The following is a 366-nucleotide window of genomic DNA, read 5'->3' on the forward strand; positions in this document are numbered from 1 at the left end:
CGATCCCTTCGGCCGCCTGACCAGCATCACCAACCCGGCTGCCACGATCACCTACACCCGTGATACCTACGGCCGAGCCATTAGTGAAACCACACGCCTGGCCAGTGGTGAAGAAACCCGCCACGCACTAGATCTTTCCGCCACGGGCATGCTCACCGGCGAACACCTCACCTTACCTGTTGCTGGCACCATCACCACCGGTTACGGACGCAATGCTGCTGGGGAGATCACCAGCAGCACCATCACCCAACACACCACCCCAGCGGTCACCCATGACCACCACACCGATACAAGCGCTCCGGCAGGCCTGGATCACGCTGGCCGCCTACTTGCCGAGCTGACCTACACCACCAACACCCGCGGCCA

General features: G+C 62.6%; 1 protein-coding gene. It reads left to right on the forward strand.

Annotated elements, in window-relative coordinates:
- The coding region (locus tag CYJ76_RS11605) for a hypothetical protein (RefSeq protein WP_144043105.1) at positions 1–366 on the forward strand (366 nt) is incomplete at both ends.

The organism is Kytococcus schroeteri (assembly GCF_002847825.1).
Taxonomy (GTDB): domain Bacteria; phylum Actinomycetota; class Actinomycetes; order Actinomycetales; family Dermatophilaceae; genus Kytococcus; species Kytococcus schroeteri.